Origin of the sequence: Proteus penneri (assembly GCF_022369495.1) — a bacterium.
GTDB classification, from domain to species: Bacteria; Pseudomonadota; Gammaproteobacteria; order Enterobacterales; family Enterobacteriaceae; genus Proteus; species Proteus penneri.
On record NZ_CP059690.1, the window covers coordinates 762,675 to 784,523 of the forward strand.

18 protein-coding genes are annotated in these 21,849 nt (G+C 37.5%); 10 read left to right on the forward strand and 8 right to left on the reverse strand.

From position 1 onward, the window contains the following. Nucleotides 1-34: 34 nt before the first annotated feature. Both fabZ and H1225_RS03350 read right to left on the reverse strand, forming a co-directional pair. Nucleotides 35-460, reverse strand: coding sequence for a 3-hydroxyacyl-ACP dehydratase FabZ (fabZ, locus tag H1225_RS03345; protein ID WP_006537564.1), 426 nt, complete (start codon nt 458-460; stop codon nt 35-37). Between the two features lie 210 nt (nt 461-670). Further along, nucleotides 671-1,579: a LysR family transcriptional regulator gene (locus H1225_RS03350; protein ID WP_072062873.1), complete on the reverse strand. Its 909-nt coding sequence runs from the start codon at nt 1,577-1,579 to the stop codon at nt 671-673. Between the two features lie 251 nt (nt 1,580-1,830). On the opposite strand from H1225_RS03350, the gene dinG reads away from it, so the two are divergent. From dinG to H1225_RS03375, 5 genes are all read left to right on the forward strand, one after another. Further along, on the forward strand, nt 1,831-3,939 hold the full coding sequence (dinG, locus tag H1225_RS03355) for an ATP-dependent DNA helicase DinG (RefSeq protein ID WP_161707270.1): 2,109 nt from the start codon (nt 1,831-1,833) through the stop codon (nt 3,937-3,939). Between the two features lie 934 nt (nt 3,940-4,873). Then, the gene (locus tag H1225_RS03360) at nt 4,874-6,430 is read left to right on the forward strand and encodes a [FeFe] hydrogenase, group A (protein WP_161671380.1); all 1,557 of its coding nucleotides are present in this window, start codon (nt 4,874-4,876) and stop codon (nt 6,428-6,430) included. An 18-nt stretch (nt 6,431-6,448) separates the two neighbouring features. Then, on the forward strand, nt 6,449-7,282 hold the full coding sequence (locus H1225_RS03365) for a 4Fe-4S dicluster domain-containing protein (protein ID WP_161671381.1): 834 nt from the start codon (nt 6,449-6,451) through the stop codon (nt 7,280-7,282). Beyond that, the gene (gene nrfD / locus H1225_RS03370) at nt 7,279-8,424 is read left to right on the forward strand and encodes an NrfD/PsrC family molybdoenzyme membrane anchor subunit (protein ID WP_202608982.1); all 1,146 of its coding nucleotides are present in this window, start codon (nt 7,279-7,281) and stop codon (nt 8,422-8,424) included. Before H1225_RS03365 ends, nrfD begins: the two co-directional genes overlap by 4 nt. A gap of 94 nt (nt 8,425-8,518) precedes the next feature. After that, nucleotides 8,519-10,552, forward strand: a complete 2,034-nt coding sequence (locus H1225_RS03375) for a TonB-dependent receptor domain-containing protein (RefSeq protein ID WP_161671382.1) — start codon at nt 8,519-8,521, stop codon at nt 10,550-10,552. A 78-nt stretch (nt 10,553-10,630) separates the two neighbouring features. On the opposite strand, the gene dps is transcribed toward H1225_RS03375, so the two are convergent. Both dps and rhtA read right to left on the reverse strand, forming a co-directional pair. Continuing rightward, nucleotides 10,631-11,137 carry a DNA starvation/stationary phase protection protein Dps gene (gene dps / locus H1225_RS03380; protein WP_006537560.1) on the reverse strand — a complete coding sequence of 169 codons (507 nt, stop codon included), beginning with the start codon at nt 11,135-11,137 and terminating at the stop codon, nt 10,631-10,633. 267 nt (nt 11,138-11,404) lie between these two features. Next, complete coding sequence (rhtA, locus tag H1225_RS03385) at nt 11,405-12,298, reverse strand: threonine/homoserine exporter RhtA (protein ID WP_239739444.1); 894 nt, start codon at nt 12,296-12,298, stop codon at nt 11,405-11,407. 323 nt (nt 12,299-12,621) lie between these two features. Here rhtA and H1225_RS03390 point away from each other — a divergent pair, with 323 nt between their 5' ends. After that, complete coding sequence (locus tag H1225_RS03390; protein ID WP_161706382.1) at nt 12,622-13,200, forward strand: LOG family protein; 579 nt, start codon at nt 12,622-12,624, stop codon at nt 13,198-13,200. 9 nt (nt 13,201-13,209) lie between these two features. Next, nucleotides 13,210-13,674, forward strand: coding sequence for a GNAT family N-acetyltransferase (locus H1225_RS03395; RefSeq protein ID WP_072062868.1), 465 nt, complete (start codon nt 13,210-13,212; stop codon nt 13,672-13,674). Between the two features lie 91 nt (nt 13,675-13,765). Here the strand turns inward: H1225_RS03395 and H1225_RS03400 are convergent, their stop codons facing one another. The 3 genes from H1225_RS03400 to moeA form a co-directional block, all read right to left on the reverse strand. Continuing rightward, complete coding sequence (locus H1225_RS03400) at nt 13,766-15,466, reverse strand: amidohydrolase (protein WP_006537555.1); 1,701 nt, start codon at nt 15,464-15,466, stop codon at nt 13,766-13,768. A 268-nt stretch (nt 15,467-15,734) separates the two neighbouring features. Continuing rightward, complete coding sequence (moeB, locus tag H1225_RS03405; RefSeq protein WP_239739452.1) at nt 15,735-16,502, reverse strand: molybdopterin-synthase adenylyltransferase MoeB; 768 nt, start codon at nt 16,500-16,502, stop codon at nt 15,735-15,737. A gap of 4 nt (nt 16,503-16,506) precedes the next feature. Further along, entirely contained in the window at nt 16,507-17,748 is a 1,242-nt protein-coding gene (gene moeA / locus H1225_RS03410) for a molybdopterin molybdotransferase MoeA (RefSeq protein WP_072062865.1), read from the reverse strand. 219 nt (nt 17,749-17,967) lie between these two features. Between moeA and H1225_RS03415 the strand changes: the two genes are divergently transcribed. From H1225_RS03415 to yeiB, 3 genes are all read left to right on the forward strand, one after another. Continuing rightward, nucleotides 17,968-19,131, forward strand: a complete 1,164-nt coding sequence (locus H1225_RS03415; protein ID WP_109847491.1) for a YbfB/YjiJ family MFS transporter — start codon at nt 17,968-17,970, stop codon at nt 19,129-19,131. Nucleotides 19,132-19,284: 153 nt separating this feature from the next. Next, nucleotides 19,285-19,944, forward strand: a complete 660-nt coding sequence (folE, locus tag H1225_RS03420) for a GTP cyclohydrolase I FolE (RefSeq protein WP_036938265.1) — start codon at nt 19,285-19,287, stop codon at nt 19,942-19,944. A 12-nt stretch (nt 19,945-19,956) separates the two neighbouring features. Then, nucleotides 19,957-21,108, forward strand: coding sequence for a DUF418 domain-containing protein YeiB (yeiB, locus tag H1225_RS03425; protein ID WP_109847492.1), 1,152 nt, complete (start codon nt 19,957-19,959; stop codon nt 21,106-21,108). Here yeiB and sanA read toward each other — a convergent pair. After that, nucleotides 21,105-21,836, reverse strand: a complete 732-nt coding sequence (gene sanA / locus H1225_RS03430; RefSeq protein ID WP_072062862.1) for an outer membrane permeability protein SanA — start codon at nt 21,834-21,836, stop codon at nt 21,105-21,107. The genes yeiB and sanA overlap by 4 nt on opposite strands. Nucleotides 21,837-21,849: the final 13 nt, after the last annotated feature.

The window sequence follows — 21,849 nt, forward strand, 5'->3', positions numbered from 1 at the left end:
ATATGAAGGATTGGTTTGAGCTACCAATCCTTTTTTATTGCCTTGCACACATAAATTCAGAGGTACAAACTATCTTTTCCCCAATTTTCACCGTACCTGAAAAGCTAACAATAGTGCGTCGCTGCCGGCAAAATTGGATCTCAATAAGTAGCTGATCACCGGCTTTAACCACATCATAAAAGCGTGCATTTTTTATACTGGCAAAATAACATCGCTGATCTTCACTCATAGGTGAAAGGTAGTAATGTGCAAGAATGCCTGATGCTTGAGCCATGCTTTCAAGTAGTAATAACGGTGGGTAAAATTCGCCAAAAACAACAGTGTCATTGGTTGTGACATTTTTAATAGCGGTTAATTTGCCACTGGCAAGTTCAGCGGGTTTAGAAATAACCTGATCGATTAATAAGAATGGATAACGATGAGGCAATATTTCCATTATTTCACTGACGGAAATGGGCATACATTTTCTCCTCGTTATGATGATAGGATAAACTTTATTTTACAAAAAGGGTGGCTATTATTTCATTCTTATTCAATATCGTACAGTGTTAGCCTGTCTTTTGGTTGAGAAATTTGAGTTAAATAGATAACAAAGACCAGCATAGATAAAATCTAGTCTTTGTTATTGCGAACTTTCTGATGTGATATCGCAATGGTTTATTTATTTTTATTATTCTTGTTGAAGAGTAATATCAGCATGATTAATCACTTCATTTTGTTCATTTTTTAATGAATCAAACAGTATTTGTGCGGCTTTCCCTGGGCTATTGGCATTGAGATACAGGTTATAACTAATGGCTGGTAAAGCGGGTAAACCTTCCTTTTCGCCTAAAATACGCAAATCATCACCTGATAGTTCAATTGAACGCGCCATAATACCTAAGCCTGCACGTACTGCGGCTCTGGCACCTGAAAGTGTTGTAGCAACATAAGCGATTCGCCAACGAATACCTTGCTGATCAAGGTGATTAATCATCATATCGCGGTATGTGCTGGGTTCATCTAATACAACTAATGGTAGGGGATCATCAAGATCAAATCGGAAGTGTTTTCCGCAATACCATAAAGAGGGGGAAACGCGTAATACAATTTTGGGATAACCTACATGTTCTTCGGTGGAAATGGCTAAATCAAGTTCGTTATTTTCTAACATAGACATTAAGAACGGACTACGTTTCACAATAATTTCCATGATTAAGCGAGGATAGGCTCCAGAAAAACGCGCGAGGAGATCAGGTAAAATCGTGTTTGCCGTATCATCAGGAGAGCCAATTTTTAAGATCCCATCAATTTCTTCATGCATCAATGAAAGACACGCTTCATCATTCAGACGCAAAATACGGCGAGCATAATTAAGTAGTTGTGTACCGGCTTCTGTCAGTGTTTTATTTCGACCTTGGCGAGCAAACAGCTCTTTGCCTATCAGAGATTCTAGCCGTTGCATTTGTTGGCTTACCGCAGATTGTGTACGACAAACAGATTCCGCCGCTGCAGCAAAGGTATTACCATCGACAACAGCAACAAAGGTTCGAAGTAAATCAAGTTCTAAGTTAAAAATAGGGCGCTTTGCAGAGGTCATTATAGGAGTCTCTTAACTGATGTTGTGTTTAGTAAAAACAATAAATCATATTTTTATAAGACTATTTTAGATGTTACATAATGAATACTCATACTATGAATAGTTGAATTAATAATCCATAACAAAGCTCAATAATTTCGAGGTGTTATCCATTCTTTGATGAAAAAGGAGAGCAATCGAAGGTAACTACTGATTTTTATACAGTGTTATGAGACAATGGCGCCTTTCTTAAAATCAGTTGCAGAGTGGTTATGTCCCTTTCTCAATCAGTTAAAAATCAAATAAGTCAGTGGTATAAAGCCCTACCAGATCATATTGAAGGGTTTATTCCGCGTGCGCCACAGCGTGAAATGATCGCTGAAGTGGCTAAGACTTTTTCTGATGAAATGGGACGTCATTTAGTGATAGAGGCCCCAACTGGTGTAGGAAAAACACTCTCTTATCTTATTCCGGGTATTGCCATTAGTCGTGATGAGAAAAAACCACTGATTATCAGTACGGCCAATGTGGCACTGCAAGATCAAATTTATAGCAAAGATCTGCCATTACTAAAAAAAATCATTCCTGATCTTACGTTTACAGGCGCTTTCGGTCGTGGGCGTTACCTATGCCCGCGTAATTTAGATGCGATTTGTGCAACAGAAGGCGAACAAATTGACTTAATGTTTTTGCTTGAAGATAAAGTTGATGTTGCGACGAGTGCAGAAAGAGAAATTTGTCGAGAGCTCAAAAATGATTTCACTAGTTTCGGTTGGGATGGTTTGCGTGATCACCATAAACGCGCACTAACAGACAGTTTATGGCGCAAAATCAGCACGGATAAAATGAATTGCTTAGGGCGTAATTGCCAATATTATCATCGCTGCCCTTTCTTTATTGCACGTCGTGAAATTGATGAAGTAGATGTAATTATTACTAATCACGCTTTAGTGATGGCGGCAATGGAAAGTGAATCCGTATTGCCTGATGCTAAAAATCTGCTTTTGGTGCTTGATGAAGGGCATCATATTCCTGATGTTGCGCGAGATGCACTTGAAGTCGAAGGGGAAATAACCTTAGTTTCCCTTAATAATCAGCTTGATAATATCACTCGCCATGTTAGTCAGTATTTAGCGCAATTTATCCCTGTAAGACCACCTAAATTGGCTGATCCTATTCGTTTTGATGCTCATATTGCTAAGTTACGTGAGGCTTATCAAGAGGTTGATACCTTTACGCGTACGTTATTACCAGAACGCAGTGAACAAGATGAATATCTCTTTCCGTTAGGTGAATTACCTGAACAATTCCTGTTAAGTTGCCAGACATTATTTAAGCTAACGGATGGTTTAAAAATGCTGGGTGAAGCCATTTTAACTGATTTAACAGAACGGACAGCGAAAGAAGATATTGTGCGTTTACATCGTGCCATTTTAACGACCAGTAGAATGGTGGGTTATTTAGAGAATATGGCAAAATTGTGGCGTTTAGCTACATTAGAGCAAACCTCAAAAGCACCAGTATCCAAATGGTTAACTCGCCGTTACGATAAAAAGCAGTCTCATCTCTATTTTCATTGTGCGGGTATTCGTGTCAGCGAACAACTGACACAATTGTTATGGAGAAATATCCCGCATGTGGTTATTACCTCTGCAACCTTGCGCTCGTTAAATAGCTATTCTCGCATTCAAGAATTAACGGGGCTGAGTGAGCATTTTGATGATCGCTTTATTACGTTATCTTCACCTTTTGAACATAAAGATCAGGGTAGATTAGTTATTCCTAAAATGCGCTATGAACCGACAATGATTCATGAGCGCGAACATTTAAAAGAGATGGCGCGTTATTTTCGTCAAAGCATGGAAGAGAATAACCATCGAGGACAATTGGTTCTATTTAGTAGCCAACGGGCAATGGAAGGCTTTTTAGAAGAAGTGAAAGACTTACGTTTATGCTTATTGGTACAAGGGGATCAGCCTCGTTATAGATTAGTTGAAACACATTGTAAGCGCATTGATGCAGGTGATAATAGTGTATTAATAGGTTTGCAATCTTTTGCCGAAGGGCTCGATTTAAAAGGTGATTATCTAACGCAAGTGCATATTCATAAAATTGCTTTTCCGCCAGTGACGGACCCGGTGATTGTGACAGAAGGTGAGTGGCTTAAATCGCTGAAACGTTATCCTTTTGAAGTGCAGAGCTTGCCAAGTGCATCGTTTAATCTAATTCAGCAAGTTGGGCGTCTTATTCGTAGTCATCATTGCCACGGTGAAATCGTGATTTATGACCGACGTCTGTTAACTAAAAACTATGGTTCACGCTTATTAACGGCACTGCCTGTTTTTCCTATCTATCAGCCGGATATGCCTAAAGAGAAATAATTTTCTATTATCTTATAGAGATTTCATTTTTATTAGTGATTTATGCTTCTCTAACTTATTTTGATATCGTTATTAATGTGTTATTAATAAATATAGGCTATTTACTATAATTTTTATATTCTTAATAAAATAGAGATTATATTTTTGTTTAAAACAACACATCTCATCTTATGGTTAAATATATTTAATCATTTCATTGTGTTTTTAATTAGTAATCTACCGAATATTATTAACTTGTATTTCTTATGAAACTTATTAATATTTAAAATTATCTTATATTTAAAATGTAATAATTATTTTACATAAATAATTATAATTATAACAAAATAAATAATTATATTATAATGAGCTTTTTTATTGATTTAGAAAAAGTGAATACTTTATTTAGAAATTATTAACTTAATATTTTTTTAATTATATTTTTCTATTGAATACTATGCAATAATCTTTTTTTTATTTAGTTAAGATAAATGCTCAATAAATTTATAAAAAATAACATTTATTTTAATTTATTGATTTTAAAGTGATTTTTATTTTAATTTCTTTGTTGTTTTTATGTTTTTTGATGGGTGTGTTTTTATTCTTGTATTTATATTTTGATATGTATCAATAAAATAAAATATATTTAATTAATAAGGTTGTAAGCTATTTTTTTTTGATTTCTCTTCAGTACAATATCTCTCATAAACACCCTATCACTTATTGAATTAAAAAAATCTCTCCTGATTTTCTTAAATGAAACGATGATTGTTGATAGGGTGTTTTTACACAGAATAAATCGATTCCACTTAGGTTAATGCTTAATTTAAGTATTGATCTTTTTATTAATAAAATAATAAAAATGTTTTTAACAAAAATAAATTTTAACTCTTTATATATTATTGCCATTAAAGGGTGATTTTATTTATATATTAAAGCAGGAGCATTGTAAAAAATGAAATCTATTCTTCCTACAAAAGAAGAAAGTGATGAGAAATTATTATCTCGTCGCTCTTTCTTTTCATTTGCTGGAAAGGTAAGCCTTGCCGCAGGGGTAACTGCTGTTACTGCAGGATGTGATGGCAATATTTCTGGTGGAACAGGTTGGGTTCCTGAGCAATATAATGCGAAAGGTACTTTTCCTGTCCAAGTGAGAGGCCGTATTCCTATTGATCCTAATAACGTTGCCATTTGTCGTGATGACAAAAAGTGTATTTTATGCGGTCAATGCGTTGAGGTATGTGAAAAAGTACAAACAGTAATGGGGAACTATGATTTACCGCTAATTGATAGTGTTCCTTGTATCGATTGTGGGCAGTGTACGCTTTGGTGCCCAACAGGGGCAATAACAGAAGTTGACGACACAGATAAGGTGATTAGAGCGTTATTAGATCCAACCTTGCATGTTGTTGTACAAACAGCCCCAGCCACAAGAGTCGCATTAGGCGAAGAGTTTGGTATGCAACCAGGTGAAGATATCGAATTACTTCAAGTTGCGGCGCTGAGAAAGTTAGGTTTTGATAAAGTTTTTGATACAAACTTTTCTGCTGATCTAACCATTATGGAAGAAGCAACAGAATTACTGCAACGAATTCAAAATAATGGTGTTTTGCCCCAATTTACTTCTTGTTCTCCAGGGTGGGTTAAATTTTGTGAGATGTTTTATCCTGAATTAATACCTAATCTCTCTTCTGCAAAGTCACCAATGACGATGCTTGGCTCGATGATAAAAACGTATTACGCCAAAGAGCAAGATATCGATCCGAGTAAAATTATCTCCGTCGCCATTATGCCGTGTACCGCTAAAAAATCAGAAGCTGCTCGCCCTGAAATGAATGGTGCAAGTGTGTTATGGGAAAAACCTAATCTTCGTGATGTCGATATCGTTATAACAACAAGAGAACTCGCAAGATTAATTAAAAGTCATAATATCGATTTAACCTCCCTTCAACCCGCAAATTACGATCGCTTAATGTCTGAATACAGCGGTGCTGGTGCTATTTTCGGCGTAACAGGCGGTGTTATGGAAGCAGCAGTTAGAACCAGTTATTACTTTATTACAGGTGAAAGACCACCAGAGCCTCTATTTAATTTACAACCAGTGCGCGGATTAGAAGGCATTAAAGAAGCTACTGTGAATATACCGAGTGTGGGTGAAATTCGTGTAGCGGTTTGTTCTGGTATGGGAAATGCCCGTCCCGTTTTAGAAGCCATTAAAAATGGAGAAAAATCGTGGCATTTCGTTGAATTTATGGGATGTCCTGGAGGGTGTATTGCGGGGGGAGGCCAACCTCGTTCTGCATTACCACCTTCAGATGAAATTCGAGCATTACGTATGAAAGCGCTGTATAGCAAAGATGAGCGAGCCACTATTCGCTTAAGTTATGAAAACAGCGAAATCCAAAGCATTTACGAACAATTTTTAGGCGAACCTTGTGGTGAACGTGCTCATCAATTACTTCATACGCATTATCAAGATCGCAGTATTCATTTTAACAAAAAGAAAGCTTAAAGATTGAGGAAACACATTATGTCTAAAGGTGTATTAGTCGATCTTACAAAGTGTATCGGCTGCGGTAGTTGTACAGTTGCATGTAAAATGTACAACGAAAATAAATGGATAGAAGACAGACAACCCACAAGTGGTGAGAATGCCAAACTCGCGGATGAAAACTGGACTGTTATCAAAACAGTCACGGTTGAAAAAGAAGATAAAGCAGTGTGGCGTTATGTCAAAGAACAGTGTTTTCACTGTATTGATCCTGCTTGTGCATCAGCGTGTTTTGCTAAAGCTTTTCAAAAAACGCCAGCAGGGCCTGTGGTTTATTATCCTGATCTCTGTGTGGGATGCCGTTATTGTATGGTGGCATGTCCATTTGATATTCCTAAATATGAGTGGGAAAAATCACTTCCTTATGTCACTAAATGCATGATGTGTTCTTCTCGTGTAGAAGAGGGACAATCTCCGGCTTGTGTCGCAGTATGTCCAACGCAAGCTTTAGTCTTTGGTGATAGACAAACCTTATTAGAAAAAGCGAAAGAAACCATTACAAATAACCCTAGTTATATTCAGCATATTTATGGTGAAAAAGAAGTTGGGGGAACGGAGTGGCTCTACATTTCTGATGTGCCATTCGAAAAACTAGGCTTTAAAACAGGGTTAACTGAAAAACCACTCTCTTCTTACACATCTGATTTTATGAAATATACGCCAATTGCAGGAGCAACTTGGGCTGTGATCCTTGGTGGTATTGCGATGTTTAATCATAGAAAAGACAAAGTGAGCCGAGATGAGCAATCACATCAGCATATAGAGCATAACCAGAAGAATAGCACTGATGAAGAAACAAGGAGATCAGAATGAGTGTTATCGATAATATGACCCGCTTTAATAAGTGGCGTTTTCCTATGACACCAGTACGCTGGGTGCTTGTTGCTATCAGTTTGATTGCAGTAGGGCTTATTTTATTTCGCTTAGTCACTGGATTAGGATTAGTCACTAATCTTAATGATGAGTGGCCTTGGGGCCTTTGGATTTCGTTTGACGTGATGTGTGGTGTTGCGTTAGCAGGTGGGGGATATGGTACTGCATTAATTGTTTATGTTTTTAAACAAGAACAATTTTCAAGTATTGCACGTAGTGCGGCATTAACCTCATTAATTGGCTATTTATTGGTGATGGTAGGGCTTTTTCTTGATATTGGGCAGTGGTGGAACTTCTGGCGACCATTAGTTTCTCAAGGGCATAGTTCAGTGCTTTTTGAAGTCTTTATTTGTGTTTCTGTTTATACCAGTGTGCAATTAATTGAATTTGGTGAAGTTGCTACTGAACGTATTGGGCGCAAATACCATCAATTTTTCCGCAAAATATTACCTGTTTTACTGGTGATTGGTATTGCTATTCCATCAATGCATCAATCATCACTTGGGGCGCTTTATTTACTAATGGTAGATAAACTGCATCCATTGTGGTGGTCGCCAATTATTTTCTTTCAATTTTTAATCTCGTCATTCTTTGTAGGGCCTGCCATGATTGCTGTTGAAACTGCATTAGCAGGTAGAGCATTTAATCATAAAGTTCCTATGTCTGTATTAAGTGGATTAGTGCGAATTTCAGGTTATGCAATGCTGGTTTATTTAGCGTTGAAATTCGGCAGTATTATTACAGAAGGTAAAGTACATTACCTTTTTGAAGGTAGCTTTGAATCTTTATTCTTCTGGATTGAAGTGGGTTTCGGCGTTATTGTGCCGTTAATTATCTGTTTCTCTCCATTAATAAAACGTCGAGGCTGGTTAGTGACATTTGGTGCATTGGTGGCTTCGGGAGTTATTTTAAACCGTTATAATGTGGTTGTTACAGGTATGGTCACATCAACAGGTGTCTCTTATTGGCCATCATTACCAGAATTAACTATCACTATTGGTCTTGTTGCAATGGGTGTTCTTGCTTATTTATTTATCTGCGAAAACTTCCGTATTATTGAACATGATGACGCCAAACATTAATTAATTTAATGCCCAATTTTATTGGGCATTCTTTTATCTACAAAACCAAAAAATATTTTTTATTCTTTTCTTAATAATAAATAGAACGATAAATATGCCTATTTTAAAAAAATCCTTATGGTTTATTTCATCCTCTTTGTTTTTAATTATACCCATATTCAGTTATGTGCAAGCGAGTGAAAATAAACCGGAATACATTATTGTCAGTGGACAAAAAGAAGATCATACGTCAAATCGTATTTATAAAATTGAATCTGAGAATATAAGTAATATTGCTGGTGGAACAAGCTTAATTACTGTTGATCATGATAATCGCTTATTAACATTGAATGATGCCTTAAAAAATCAACCGGGTGTTGTTATACAAAGTTTATTTGGAGGATTAGATCAACCCCGTTTAAGCATTCGAGGTTCAGGGGTTCAAAGTGCACCGCTTTCTAGAGGGGTACTGTTACTACAAGATGGACTGCCCCTCAATGAAGCCGATGGCAGCTTTCACTCCAGTATGGTCGATGTGCGAGATGCACAATTTATTAGTCTTCGCCGTGGTGCAAATAGTACACAATTGCAAAGTAATAATTTAGGCGGTGAGCTTGATTTTATCACCTATACAGGACGAGATAACCAAAACCAATTACGTTATGAGCAGGGCTCTTTTGGGCGTCAAGGTTTACAAATGGCATTAGGGGGAGATGGTGATAATCATCCTATTGATGCCAGAATAAGCCTAAGTTATGACCATTATGATGGTTATCGTGAGCATTCAGCGTCTCAGCGTAAAACAATGCGTTCAACACTTGGGTATACCTCAGATAACTTTGAAAATAGAACATGGATTAATTGGACTGATTTGCGTTTTGATGTTCCTGGTCCTGCTACATCACAAATGCTTAGCGATGATCCGAAAAGCGTATTACCTGCCATTAAGAAAAAAGATCCTCATAGGAATGTCGAACAATTACGTATAGTCAATAAATCGATATGGAATAGTGGTGCTCAGGATATCCAATTTGGATGGTGGTATTCACAAACACACGATAATTTTAAAACGCCTAGCCATTATCAATTTGTAAATTATTACACTAAAGGGGCGCAATTTAATTATAAATTAGAGACTGAGCTTATTAGTTATCGTGCAGCATTAGCGTGGGATCACTCGATAATGAAAGATGATATTGAGAAAAATCCAAAAGGCTGGTTAGGGCGATATGATGGACGTGCCGAAAATATTTATGCATCTTTAGGTGCAGGAATACATATTAGTAACAGTGTGTTGTTTAATCTGGATATAAAAGGAACTCATGCGAAAAGAGATGTATTTTCGATTAATAATTCCCTTGAACAGTCCTTTAATTTCTTAACACCTAAAGTTGGGCTGATTTGGTATCCTAATTACAAAACACGCTTATTTGCTAATGTTAGTATGAGCCAAGAGCCCGCTTCTTTTAATGATATTATTAATCCTAAAGCGCCGTTAAATAAGGTTAATTTGTTAAAACTTTCACCTCAAAAAGCAACTAGTTTTGAGATAGGTAGTGATATGGAATTAACCGACAACATAAGTTTGAGTGCGGTATTTTATCGTAGCCTTGTTAAAGATGAATATATCACTTCGCATGACACCGATGGGAATATTGTTGATATTTATAATTACCCAGCAAAAACACGTCACCAAGGTGTGGAATTCGGTTTAAATGCAATTCAGCCACTTTCAATAGGTGATGTTCTTTATCGAGCAACATGGACTTATAATGATTTTCGTTTTATGGGCGGAGAATATAACCGAAATTATATTGCAGGTGTTCCTAGAAATCTTATTTCAGGTGAAGTTAACTATCAATTAAATGGATTGAGATTCGGCCCTACACTGTATTGGTCACCAACAAATGTTGCTGTCGATCATGGTAACCATCTTAATATTCAAAAGAGTAAACCCTATGCATTATTAGGATTTAATGCACATTATCAATATGATAATCAATGGTCTACTTATTTGAATTTAGACAATATAACGAATAAACGCTATGCAGCAAGTACGTTAGCTAATCCAAGTGTGAATAAAAATGATGCCTTACTTTTTCCAGGAAATGGTTTTAGCGTTAATGCAGGTGTTGTCTATAAATTTTAGCTAAATAGAAAATAGAGAAAGGCTGTCTTAAATGACAGCCTTTCTCGTTATTAACAACGTATTGCTACATGATGTAAATTAGTTCTCAATATTGGCTTCAATAAACCATAAAAATTTATCAAGATCACGCGATGCAGCCGTAAACATATCGGCGGTATCTTCGTCTTCAACTTCGTCAATGGCTTTACGAATATCATTAGCAACAACAGCATAACGATCAGCCAATGCTTTTAGGTGATCTTGTACATCATGGATATCCAGAGGATAAGCTTTTAAGGGGGTTTTCTTACTCACCACTTGTGCAGTGCCTAATACTGTGCCACCTAATTGGACAACACGCTCTGCAAACTCATCAGTGTGCTGATTAATGGTATCGCGGAAGCCGTCAACCATCTCATGAACAGAAATAAAGTTTCTACCACGCATATTCCAGTGCGCTTGTTTTGTGATGAGAGATAGGTCGATAAACTGTGTTACCATCTGTTGCAGTAACTCGATAGCGTGTAGTTTTACGCTGTCATCGAGATTATTACGGGTATAAAGCAGGCTTGAAGGTGTGGATTTGACTAATTTAGCAGTACTCATAATCGTTCTCCCTAAATAATTAATATCTTAATTTCTGTTAATTATGATAGTGAATTATTAATGGTTAGTCTTATCGATTGATACTATTAAATTGATAGGTCATCTATTTAAAAAAATCTAATCTATCGAAATAGTCTATTTAGGGTAAGACAATGAACGAAAAATAGCAATGATAGGTCAGTAAAGTTATTATTTAATAAGTAAAAAGGATCATATGATCCTTTTTAAATTAATATTTATTTTTACTGAGTAAAATGAGTTAAATATCTATTTTACTTCCTCAATTTTAGTTTTACTTTTCATGGTTGTTGTTGAACCAATAGAAGCTAAAACAATAAAGGCTAAGGCAACCCATTGTATTAGCGTCAAATGTTCGTGTAAGAAAATAATACCAATAAAAGCACCCATACATGGCTCTAAGCTCATTAAAGTACCAAACGTTTTAGCTGGTAAACGTGTAAGAGCAATCATTTCTAATGTATAGGGGAAAGCGGTTGATAAAATCGCAATGGCTAAGGCAATAGGTAAAATAGACCAGCTAAACATAATATCAGGGCTACTTTGTAACATACCGATAGGTACGAAAATAAAGGCAGCAACTAATGAGCCAATTGAAACTGTTGCCGTACCATAGCCTTTTCCTGCACGTTGTCCGAATACGATATATAATGCCCAACCTACACCCGCACCCAACGCATAAAGCATACCAAGCGGATCAAGACCATCATGGATATTATCACCAATAGGGAGCAATAAGCCCAAACCCGCAATCACTAAAATTATCCATAAAAAGTCGATAGCTCTACGTGATGAAAACATTGCAACGGCTAAAGGGCCTGTAAATTCAAGGGCAACAGCAATACCTAGCGGAATAGTTTCAAGTGCGAGGTAGAAAAGGTAATTCATTGCCCCTAAAGATAAGCCATATAAAAACAGTGGCATAATCGATTCTCGAGTGAACTTGAGTCGCCACGGTTTAAAAATAAAAAAGAGGATCAACGTACCCAATAATAGACGTAATGCCGTTACAGCTGGGGCTCCAATAACAGGAAATAGGCTTTTAGCAAGGGATGCGCCACTTTGAATTGAAAGCATAGAGAGAAGCAAAAGAAGCACGGGATAAAACACCTGTAATTTAGCTGAGTGCCTGGCTGACAACATCCTATAAAACCTCGTCAATAATCAATCGTATGTGTGCTCTGTTAAAAGCTAACAAAGGATCGCATAATATAAAGTAAAATTACCCGCTTTAATATAGCTATTCATTAATAAATATTTTTTATTTTAATTTCGTTTAGTGAGATTGGTTAAAATATAAATTAATTTATATTTAATAAAATAACTTCTTATGAATATAAATATTAATAATGGTTAAAAATATATATGCGATAAAAAGCGTAAAAACATTTTTTTTAACCTTTTTTATTAAAAGCACCTTCAGTATAATTCCAAACTCGTTTTAACTAGCTAAAAGAGAATAAAAAATGAATAAAATAAAATCTATCGCAGTGTATTGTGGCTCTAGTTTAGGTGCTTCACCTATTTATAAAGAACAGGCCATTATTTTTGCCAAAGAGCTGGTTAAACGTAATATCACCTTAATTTATGGTGGTGCAAGTGTAGGAATTATGGGCACACTTGCCGATACAGTATTAGCTGAAGGCGGAAAGGTGATTGGCGTTATTCCCTCGCTATTAGAAGGGCGTGAAATATCTCATAAAAATCTGACTGAGCTGCATATTGTTGAGACTATGCATCAGCGTAAAAGTAAAATGATAGAACTGGCAGAAGGTTTTGTCGCTTTACCTGGTGGTTTTGGTACATTAGAGGAGTTTAGTGAAGTCTTTACATGGAGCCAAATTGGTTTACATCAAAAACCATTGGGCATACTTAATATCAATCAGTTTTATTCACCATTATTAATGATGATTGATAAAATGGCGGATGAACAATTCTTACATGAAAAATACCGTAATATGGCGATTGTGGAACAATGTCCTATTCAATTATTAGATAAATTTGAAACATATATTGCACCTCCAGTAAAAACCTACGACAAATAAAGGTAAAAAATGATAATAATAAGAAAAGCGATTTTGTCTGATGTAGAAGAAATTAATGATCTTTACTCCCATTTATTTAATGAAATGGCTAATTTACAACCCGATCGATTAAAACCGGGTAAGCAAGATGAAGCTTTTATTATTAATGGAATAAAAAATAATAAGTTTCATCTTTTGGTCGCAGATTTAGATGGCAAAGTGGTTGGATTTAGCATTGCGCAAATTCAAGAAACACCTATGTTTAACTGCTTGGTTCAACGTAAATACGCTTATATTTACGATATTATTGTTGACCCTTCCATTCGTAGCCAAGGCGTAGGTAGCTTGCTATTAACAGCAATGAAAGAGTGGGCCAAATCGGAAAAAATGACTCATCTTGAGTTATCTGTATTAGCTGAAAACGGTGCGGCTAAACGTTTTTACCAGCGTGAAGGATTAAAAGAAGTGAGCACAGTGATGGGCATTGCTTTATAGCAGAGCCAATTTACGTTAATTCTCATAGGATTAAGTGCGCAGATAAAAATAAACCCGCTTCAATGGCGGGTTTATTAATTATATTATTCAGCTAAATTGTGGGTTTCCCCGCAATGATCGTACACAATACCCTGACATTTTCAACATCTTCTGCCGATATTTCAAACAGGTTTCTATCTAATACAATAAAATCGGCAAATTTTCCGACTTCTAATGATCCAATTTGCCTATCCATATCCAAAGCTTCTGCCGCATTAATGGTGGCTGCACGTAAGACTTCCACTAATGTTAGATTACGATCGTTATCAAGGCGTGGACTTGTTGCATCTTTTTGGCGAGTCATCGCAACTTTAAAATCATACCATTCATTAAGTGGATCAATTGGCCAGTCGCTACCAAAAGCTACAGTGACACCCGCATCTATAAATTTCCCTGCTGTTTCCAAATAGTCACAGCGAGATTTACCGAGCATTTCAATATCTTTCTCGATATTGCTCTGATCGACAGCCGCCCATTGGAAAGAGAGAAAAGGGTAGGTTTTTAATTGTGTAAAACGCGCGTAATCTTTTTCACACATCAATTCATTATGCGCAAGCCCCGGTCTAATGTCTTTCTCAGGTAAGACTTTACGCATTTCACTAATAGCATCCAGTGCTGTACTGATTGCACCTTCAGCAACAGTGTGAATATGAGGATGATAACCCGCACGAGCAATTTCTGTTATTAATGGCGTTAAGATTTCAGGTGAAAAATAGAGATCACCAATATGTTCAGAGTCTTGCCAATGTGGCGTATCGTCAGTGCCAACATTAATACGATATGGTGCATGTAAGCGCGCTGTCATAATCGGAGCTTGTAATACACCATCAAGGAAAAGTTTAATATGACGGATCGCAACACTGGGTTGAGCGCCATTGCTGATTTGATGCCATTGTGAAAAACGAGTTGCAGCATGGCGTACAGCGTTTGGAATATCATCAATAGATGGCACATCATCTGGCGTAATTTCAACAGCATTTTCAACACGAAGGGTCAGCTCACCCGTGTTTCTTAATTTATTAAAGGCGCGTAATTGAGGCTCACCCACACGCGCATCCATAATAGTGGTTACACCTTGTTTATTTAATCGTTTTTGAACATGACGGGCGATTTGTAGGTTTTGTGCTTCAGTGAGTGGTGGCAAGCTATCAATAGCTTGCATTGCAGGTGCATCTTCAAGAATACCGATAGGCGTTCTATCACTATCACGTTCAATATTTCCATCAGGGGGATCGGGCGTTTCTGCAGTGATATTTAACAGCGCTAAAGCGCGAGAATTAGCAAGAACACTATGGCAATCACTAGAAAAGAGTAAAATAGGACGCGTCGTTTTTAAGGTATCAAGGTGATAACGTGTCATTTGCACACCTTCCGGTTGCATGCCTTCACGATACCATGCAGAGACTTTTAGCCATTCGGTATCATTATCAATAAAGTTTTCATCAAGGTATTTTTGAATACGCGATAAAATGTCATCGATAGAGAGTGATTGATAATCAAGATGGCAACCAGCTAACGTTGCACCTCCCCAGAAAGGGTGCATATGCGCATCAATAATGCCCGGCATGACCATTCTTCCCTGCAAATCAATCTGCTCAGTATTTTCATTACAGTAAGAAAGTAGCGCCTCTTTTTTACCTGAAGCAATAATTACACCTTGGCTGATCGCGATAGCATCAACAATATTGTTATTATGATCAGCGGTATAAATAAGTCCGTTGTAATAGAGAGTGTCTGCAATTTGAAATGTCATTCTTCTACCTTGTATTGCTTTTTTAGCACGTAGAATGCGTGCTTAAATGATTATTCTGCTTATAGGGTATCCTGTTGCGTTTTGACGCGGGCGGTCATAGTAGAATTAAATCAGAGTGAATACTATAAGCTTGTTACATCGACGTAATGAAAAATATGATTTATAGGACGATTAAAATATTTAAAAAACAGATTAATAGCTCTATCTTTGAAAGGCGATAAGGTAAGTTTAAATAGGTTAGACTTACCTTATTTAGAATAGAAAGTGGTTAGTTGTCTGGTAAATTGGCAGAACACACTTCGCAATGTGGGTTTTTGGGTAATTTGAACTCACGAAATTGCATTCGCATTGCGTCAAACATCAATACATTACCATGCAAATTTTCACCGTAGCCAGTAAGTAACTTTATTGCTTCAACAGCTTGTAATGTACCAATAGTACCCACAACAGGTGCCATTATGCCTGCTTCAACACAACTTAAAGCGTTATCGCCAAAAAGATGGCTCAAGCAACGATAGCAAGGTTCGTCATCTTGGTAAGTGAATACGCTGATTTGACCTTCCATTCGAATAGCTGCACCAGATACTAGCGGTTTTTTCTGATGAAAGCAGAGGCGATTAAGTTGCTCGCGTACTGCCACATTATCCGTACAGTCCATTACGATATTATGTTGGCTAATAAGTTTAGCTAAAGCCTCATCTTCAAGTAATGCATCAACGGTTTCTATTGTGACATGAGGATTAATTGCTTCTAATGTTGCTTTTGCAGAGAGCACTTTGGGTTGCCCAATCGTCGCATCACGATGAAGAATTTGGCGCTGAAGATTAGAAAGGGAAACTGTATCAAAGTCTAATAATGTGAGTTTTCCTACACCTGCAGCTGTAAGATATTGCGAAGCACTACATCCTAAGCCACCTGCACCAACAATCAAAACAGAGGCACTTTTCAGCGCCTCTTGGCCATCAAAATCAAAACCCCTTAATACAATCTGGCGATTGTAGCGCAGTGTTTCTTCATCGGTTAATTCGATACTCATAAAACTATTCACTTTTTAGTAGAGAATTAAATAGCTCGATTGTGACCGTTTCACCCGCTGCCACTTTACCGCGCTCACGTTCTAAGACAATAAAGCAGTTAGCGACACTAAAGGAGCTGTAAACGTGTGAGCCTTGGTGACCAGAAGTGTCTACTTGCCATATACCCTCCGCATTAATACTTGCGATACCACGTTGAAAATCAAGACGACCCACGGATTTTTTCAATGGAGATTGTGCAATAGCTTGGAAACGTTGTGGTGCTTTCCAATGGCTAAATCCTGATAAACGAGCGATTAAAGGTTGGACTAATTGGTAGAATGTCACAGTTGCCGAGACTGGGTTACCCGGCAAACCGCAGAACCACGCATTGTGCAGATGACCAAAGGCAAAAGGTTTGCCTGGTTTAATCGCTAATTTCCAAAAACCAATTTCACCAATTTCATCAAGAATTTGTTTGGTGTAATCGGCTTCGCCCACAGAAACACCACCACTGCTGATCACTAAATCTGCTTCTTGATCAGCCTTTTTAAAAGTTTCACGCAGTTTTTCCGGTGAATCAGGAATAACACCTAAATCTAAGACTTCACATCCTAGTTTTTCAAGCATTAAACGTACCGCAAAGCGGTTGGTATCATAAATTTGGCCTGCTTTTAATGGCTGACCAATGGTTTGTAATTCATCACCTGTTGAGAAAACGGCAACTTTTAAACGTCGATAAACCGGTACAGAGGCGATCCCTAAAGAGGCGATTAATGGCAATTGTGCTGTTGAGAGCTTAGTGCCAGCAGGTAATACAATATCATTTTCTTTAATATCTTCACCAATACGGCGAATATTTTGGCCTTTCTTAGCGGGTTGTGAAAAACGAATACCATGTTCAGTGACTTCTGCTTCTTCTTGCATAATGACAGTATCAACACCAGCAGGAACCATTGCCCCTGTCATAATGCGTACACACTGACCAGCAGGAAGCTCTCCTTCAAAAGGAATACCAGCGAATGATTTTCCTGCCACTGGAAGAGGAGTTTGGGGAGCTAAGTCAGCGTAACGAAGTCCATAACCATCCATTGCAGAATTATCAAAAGGCGGAACATTTAGTGGAGATGTAATATTTTCACTTAAGATATAATCGGCTGCATTATTTAATGGGATGTTAAGGGTATCGGTAATTGCCAGCGGTTTTTCAAGTAGTTTTTCTAGCGCTTCATCAAGAGATAATAAACCGCTCACGTGACATTGACTCATCATATACTCCAAGATCTATCTAAATGTTCTGTTTTATTTCATGATACTAATCTATCACGATGAGCATCATCATGTCAGAGATCATCTTGTGACTAGAAAGAAATGAAACGTATTATTGCAAAAATGTTAACTGTCTGGGGTTAATATGTTTCTTGTTCTGTTATTAATGAACAGCACATTTAAAATGTATAAAACGATAAAACAAAATAATGGATATCAATGAATACTTCAAATCACCAAAGTCATTCAGCGCAAGCTTTTCATATCGCGTTTAGTGGTTTTCTTGCTTTAGTTGTTGCAATGGGGATAGGACGCTTTACTTTTACACCACAAGTGCCGTTGATGATTGCAGAATATCAATTAACGCTGACAAGTGCGGGGATTGTCGCTGCATTTAATTATCTTGGTTATCTTGCTGGCTCCTATGACGCGATGAAAGCCGTTAAAGGTGTGGGATATCGCTTGTGGGCAGGTCTTTGGGGGGCGGTGATAATTACGCTACTGTCTGCATGTTTAAATGATGCATTTACACATAGTATTGCACGCTTTTTTATTGGCTGGGCAAGTGGTTGGACGTTAGTGCTAGTGGCTTCATGGGCAAACGAATTACTCGCTCGTCTTAATCGACCGGCATTAAGCGTTGCTGTGTATGCAGGAACAGGCGCAGGCATATTTATTAGCGGTATTCTTGCTGTGTTAATTATGAAATGGCAAATGAGCGCGACGGCGGGATGGTTAATTTATGGTTCACTTGCTTTTATTTGTGCAATATATGTCAGTTATCACCTTCCTAAACCTTGGGCGATGAGTCGAGAAGAAGTAAAAGTTGCACCTTTAACACTGACACCAGCAATGAAAAAGTTAATTTGGGGTTATACCTTTGCGGGGTTTGGTTATATTTTACCAGCTACATTTCTTTCTCAAATGGCGGCAGAACGCTTTCCAGGAAGCTTAATTGCGCAATTTGTTTGGCCTGTATTCGGTGCTTCTGCTGCATTATGTATTGGGATCGCTATTTTAACGCGTAATGTATTAAATACACAGTTACGTTTAGCTATTACGCTTTGGTTACAAGCATTAGGTATTTTGATTGCAGAGTGGCTCCCGACAATAACAGGGCTTGCGATTGGCGCTTTCTTAATTGGTGGCGGTCTTATGTGTGCAGTACAACTGGCTTTTTTACGAGGTAGAGAATTAGCGCCCGATCACGGGCGTTATATGGCGGGTTTACTCACCACTTTTTATGCTATTGGGCAATTAGTTGGCCCTGTCATTTCTTCGCTTTCAACGGCATTAACCGGAAAATTAGAACCTGCACTTTATGTCGCCTTTATTGTGTTGATCATCGGTGGTTTTCTGGTGTGTTTAAAAGAGAAAAATTAGGCTTAATCTAAAAATAGTTCATACAAAAATGCAATAAGTTCATAACGAAAAATGCGGTATCGCTGGATAATGTGATTCATGTCATCTAAAGTGTAGGCTGTTGTCGCTGACAGCGAAACAGATACTTAATTAATGTGTTTATCGGAGAGTCCAATGTCATCATTAAGTAAAGAGGCGCAATGGGTGCACGCTGCGTTAGTTGAACGCGGTTTAGAAACGCCTCTTCGTGAATCAAAGCTATCTCCAAGTGAGAGTAAACAGCAAATTGAACATCATATGACAGAAGTGATGAAGCTGTTAAATCTGGATTTAAGCGACGATAGTTTAGCTGAAACGCCTCGTCGTATTGCTAAAATGTATGTTGATGAAATTTTCTCAGGATTGGATTATCACAACTTCCCAAAAATCACACTAATTGAAAATAAAATGCAAGTTGATGAGATGGTGACAGTACGAGATATCACATTAACCAGTACTTGCGAACATCACTTTGTTACTATTGATGGCAAGGCGATTGTGGCTTATATACCAAAAGATAAAGTGATTGGTTTATCAAAAATTAATCGTATTGTGCAATTTTTTGCTCAACGCCCTCAAGTTCAAGAACGCTTAACACAGCAAATTCTTATCGCATTACAAACATTACTAGGCACAAAAAATGTGGCTGTTTCTATTGATGCGGTTCACTATTGTGTTAAAGCTCGTGGTATTCGTGATGCAACAAGTGCAACTACAACAACCTCGTTAGGTGGGTTATTTAAATCAAGTCAAAATACGCGTCAGGAATTTTTACGCGCTGTTCGTCACCTTTGAGATTTCAAATAAATGAATGAATCGTCTCATCAACGTATCGAAGCACTTGATGCGTTGAGAGGAATGGCGATCCTTGGCATTTTATTGCTCAATATTTCAGGTTTTGCTTTATTAAGAGTGGCTTCATTTAATCCGTTACATTCGGGGGAAGCCTCTTTTGGTGATCGTATAACATGGATGGCATTAAATCTGTTTGCCCAAGGTAAGTTCCTCTTTATTTTTGCATTACTATTTGGTGGTACGCTTTACCTGCTACTACGTAAAGGAACGCGCTTTAATTTATCGCGGCTCGTTGTACTGGCATTGATTGGGGTTATTCACACATTATTTATTTGGGAAGGTGACATTTTATTTCCATATAGTATATGTGGTTTATTTGTTTTTGCGTTTATCAAATCAATAACGATAAAAAACCAATTTATATTGGGAGCGATACTCTATTTTTGTGGCGCACTTATTCTAGGTGTGTTGTTTTATTATTATCGTGATTTTATTGATACCGTTTGGTACAGCACACCATATTCCCAATTGGCTGAATCAGATTGGAAAACAGGGCCTTATTTAAATAGTGTTTATTATCGTTTAAATGAGCTAACTCTGTTTGTTTTTAATCTTGTTCGTCAATACAGTTGGTTTTTGTTCGGTGCAATGCTGATGGGATCAGCATTAATGGCATCAGGTTGGTTGCAACAGAAATTTAGTCGCGCTCATTATGGTCGTGTAGCACTTTATTTCCTTACAATAAGTTTAAGCTTACAAACGGTTATTGTACTGGTGGATTATTATCTTGATTGGGATTACCGCTGGGCGGCTATTTTAGCACAACCTTTAACAATGCTGATCCAAGTGGTGCAAAGCTTGGGGTATATTGCGCTGTTTTATTGGAGTTGGAATACAATGCGTCACTCTTATTTTGCCTATGCTTTACGTTGTGTAGGAAAAATGGCGCTAACGACCTATTTAATGCAAAGTCTTATCGGCATTATCCTGTTTCAGCGGATGGGATTATTTAATCAATTTACCTTAGCTGAACTGATGCCTTTTGTTGTCGTTATTTGGGCAATTAACATTGCTTTTGCCGTAATTTGGCTACGCTATTTTCCACAAGGTCCAATAGAGTGGATTTGGCGTAAATCAGCCTCAAAATTAGCGCAATTCTTTTAGATTTTCTCGTTATTGTTGTTACTTAGAGGAAGTGATTCAACTTCCTCAGGTAAAACTGCGGGATATCCTTTAATGCCATCAGGAATAGATTGTATTGCGGGGATCGTTTCTGGTGGTCCTAAAAAGCGGGGTTCGCGGTTTAGAATATAAACATCAATCATTGCTCCGGCTCTTGCAAACACTTCGCGTACACGTACTTTAAACATGCTTTTGGGGGATGCAACCGCAAAGCATTGCGCATCGATTCCTTTTTCTAATGCGATAAAAACAGCACGTTCACAGTGAAAACGCTGAGTAATAATGGTAAATCCATCTGTACCAAACACCTCTTTTGTTCGTACAACTGAATCGAGTGTTCTGAAGCCCGCAAAATCCATCACAATACGAGAGGCAGGAATGCCTGCTTTAATGAGATCTTTACGCATTGTATTTGGCTCATTATAGCTATGTTTTGCATTATCACCGCTTAATAATAAATATTGGATCTTACCACTGTTATAGGCATTAACTGCGCCTTGGATGCGATATTGATAAAATTGATTAATGTAACCGCTGGTATAATATTTTGATGTGCCTAACACCATACCCACTTTTTTAGCGGGCAATGTATCCACATCTTCAAAGATATAAGGATTAGTTTTCCAGCCAATCCAACGATCGCAGGCAATCAAGATGACTGCAAGCAACATAAAAAGTGTGAGAAAGAGATAAATGAGGCGTTTTAGCATGTCCTTGCCTTAA

Bases quoted from the DNA above. Each gene is read 5' to 3' on its own strand.
- fabZ (WP_006537564.1), bottom strand. From the start codon at position 460: ATGCCCATTTCCGTCAGTGAAATAATGGAAATATTGCCTCATCGTTAT.
- H1225_RS03350 (WP_072062873.1), bottom strand. From the start codon at position 1,579: ATGACCTCTGCAAAGCGCCCTATTTTTAACTTAGAACTTGATTTACTT.
- dinG (WP_161707270.1), top strand. From the start codon at position 1,831: ATGTCCCTTTCTCAATCAGTTAAAAATCAAATAAGTCAGTGGTATAAA.
- H1225_RS03360 (WP_161671380.1), top strand. From the start codon at position 4,874: ATGAAATCTATTCTTCCTACAAAAGAAGAAAGTGATGAGAAATTATTA.
- H1225_RS03365 (WP_161671381.1), top strand. From the start codon at position 6,449: ATGTCTAAAGGTGTATTAGTCGATCTTACAAAGTGTATCGGCTGCGGT.
- nrfD (WP_202608982.1), top strand. From the start codon at position 7,279: ATGAGTGTTATCGATAATATGACCCGCTTTAATAAGTGGCGTTTTCCT.
- H1225_RS03375 (WP_161671382.1), top strand. From the start codon at position 8,519: ATGCCTATTTTAAAAAAATCCTTATGGTTTATTTCATCCTCTTTGTTT.
- dps (WP_006537560.1), bottom strand. From the start codon at position 11,137: ATGAGTACTGCTAAATTAGTCAAATCCACACCTTCAAGCCTGCTTTAT.
- rhtA (WP_239739444.1), bottom strand. From the start codon at position 12,298: ATGTTGTCAGCCAGGCACTCAGCTAAATTACAGGTGTTTTATCCCGTG.
- H1225_RS03390 (WP_161706382.1), top strand. From the start codon at position 12,622: ATGAATAAAATAAAATCTATCGCAGTGTATTGTGGCTCTAGTTTAGGT.
- H1225_RS03395 (WP_072062868.1), top strand. From the start codon at position 13,210: ATGATAATAATAAGAAAAGCGATTTTGTCTGATGTAGAAGAAATTAAT.
- H1225_RS03400 (WP_006537555.1), bottom strand. From the start codon at position 15,466: ATGACATTTCAAATTGCAGACACTCTCTATTACAACGGACTTATTTAT.
- moeB (WP_239739452.1), bottom strand. From the start codon at position 16,502: ATGAGTATCGAATTAACCGATGAAGAAACACTGCGCTACAATCGCCAG.
- moeA (WP_072062865.1), bottom strand. From the start codon at position 17,748: ATGAGTCAATGTCACGTGAGCGGTTTATTATCTCTTGATGAAGCGCTA.
- H1225_RS03415 (WP_109847491.1), top strand. From the start codon at position 17,968: ATGAATACTTCAAATCACCAAAGTCATTCAGCGCAAGCTTTTCATATC.
- folE (WP_036938265.1), top strand. From the start codon at position 19,285: ATGTCATCATTAAGTAAAGAGGCGCAATGGGTGCACGCTGCGTTAGTT.
- yeiB (WP_109847492.1), top strand. From the start codon at position 19,957: ATGAATGAATCGTCTCATCAACGTATCGAAGCACTTGATGCGTTGAGA.
- sanA (WP_072062862.1), bottom strand. From the start codon at position 21,836: ATGCTAAAACGCCTCATTTATCTCTTTCTCACACTTTTTATGTTGCTT.